The sequence below is a fragment of the Endozoicomonas sp. ONNA2 genome (assembly GCF_024606365.1).
In the GTDB taxonomy this organism is placed as follows: Bacteria; Pseudomonadota; Gammaproteobacteria; order Pseudomonadales; family Endozoicomonadaceae; genus Endozoicomonas.
The window spans coordinates 1-2,013 of record NZ_JAHHPO010001113.1; the positions used below are offsets into that span (position 1 = coordinate 1).

The window sequence follows — 2,013 nt, forward strand, 5'->3', positions numbered from 1 at the left end:
TTCAGTAAAATATTGTTCCTGAAACATTTTGAGACCCGCTCAGCCCTTGACAGATTTGAAACCGAAAGATTGCTGAATATCCGACTGCCTAACTCGGGAATCTCTAGAATGGCTTGCAAGATTGCAAATGGCTCTGCCTTACTGACCTGCCGGAATCCGGCGAAATTCTTTATGCCACAAGTTATGCCAAAATTTATGTCACAATCAGCAGAGCCGCAATCAGTTAAGCCACAATCAGGAACAACACGGGTATGATCATTGGCTACCCCGGCATCTGTATGAGTTGGGTGGATGGGCAAGTTCGGTGAATTCAATGGGGGATTATTCATGGAATGAAACTCCGTCAAAAATACAGATACTGCTTTTTACTCACAGAAATATATGACTTTATATGGTTAGCTACTTAAACACTGTAGTTACGCAATTCACTGTCGTTTACTAACATCAGTAGTATTTTGTCGAAATGATCAGGCGTTACATTATGGCCGTTATGGTAGAGAGCTGCATTACATCAGTTAAACCGGGTTATGAGCTTTTTGCAGTTTGTCACGTGGCATTCGCCTGCTCATTCCATGTTTATTAAACACTTTGGCTTTGGGCTTCAGTTCGTATAAATTAGCTTCATTATTGCAACAAGCCAGCACGTGGGTCATTCCCATTACGAATTGAGCAAATTGAACCCACCCATGGTGTTTGATAACAACCTTCTCTATCCACCGGCTGTTGCCCAATTGTCCCCAAATTCTGACCAATCCATCGTCACTGCCGGTGATGATATGGCTCCCGTCATCACTGAACTGAATGGAGCGAACCTTTTTGCCATGTTCGATGGTGGCGACTTTTGGCAACTTCCGTTCATCACTTAATTCACAGAGGGTTATTTGCGGACCTATATCGGCGTAACCGGTGAAAATGGCAACATGGGTATCATCAGGACTAAAAGCAACCAGACCATTGGAACCCACATGCGCCTTCCTCACCCATGAACTATTGTTGATCTTTCCGATGATTCGTTGCCTCTTCTTTTTGGGGTAGATGTCAGATGCCAATGTTATTACGCCGTGTGTTCCATAAGGACTGAATATAATTTTTGAAAAAAAATGGCCCCTCACAATATCATCGAAAACGGCTTGCCTGCCCCAGGCTCCTTCTTCGTCACGCCCGAAGATCTCGACACGGTACCTGTCAATGAGTGCGATGGCGGTTCCGTCAGGACTATACTGTATATTCTTCAGCGGGTGGCGATCCTCCTCATCATGGATGATATACTCTTCCAGCCAGTCTCCCTGATTGCTACGAATATAAATCTTTGCACCATTACGTCCATAATCTGATACTACACGTGTCCCATCCGGACTAAATTTGGCTAAACGCGATCCCCTGTCAGACAGCGTATTCACCTCTAGCCCTTCGTCAGTTGGTTCGTAAATAAGCAGATTATTTCCGTCGCTTACCAGTGCACACCTGCCATCGCGAGTTACATCACAAGCAATCACCCTATTCGTTACGCCAACGGGTAACTCTATCCATTTTCCATCACTGTTTTTTCCGCAATATTTTGTCGACCACTCGGATCTCCCATTAAGCTTGCACAAGGCTGTGACGAACACATTACAACTGTTGGGCCTGGCGTATTCTGTGCAGATCAGAACGTTCCCGCTGTTTTCAAAAGGGGATATCTTATAGTCCCATTTTCCATCCGGGGATCGCTCGAAAATCTTCACATGACGACCGTTGTTTGTAACAAGGCAGGTGCCACTGGCTATCAACTGTATTGAATCTCCCACACACCCCGTGTCGTATGGGGTAGAGAACGTTTCCACCCACTGCGTACCACGGATTAATTCAATCATTTTTATTTCAGTATCGCAGGCACTTAATATTTGTGGAATGTCAGCACTGGATTGAACAATGTATACCTGGTTTTTGTGAACCATGGCCGCTTTGCACTTCGCATGAAAAGAGAGGCACTGGCCACTGATTTCCCGTAGATTAAAATACATGATCTCCACA

General features: G+C 44.9%; 2 protein-coding genes. Both read right to left on the minus strand.

The window, feature by feature from the left end; genetic code table 11:
• Window positions 1-329: F-box protein (locus KDK14_RS19745; RefSeq protein WP_257266935.1), on the minus strand; the 329-nt coding region annotated here is incomplete at its 3' end.
• 186 nt (window positions 330-515) lie between these two features.
• On the minus strand, window positions 516-2,013 hold a 1,498-nt coding region (locus KDK14_RS19750), incomplete at its 5' end, for a WD40 repeat domain-containing protein (RefSeq protein ID WP_257266936.1).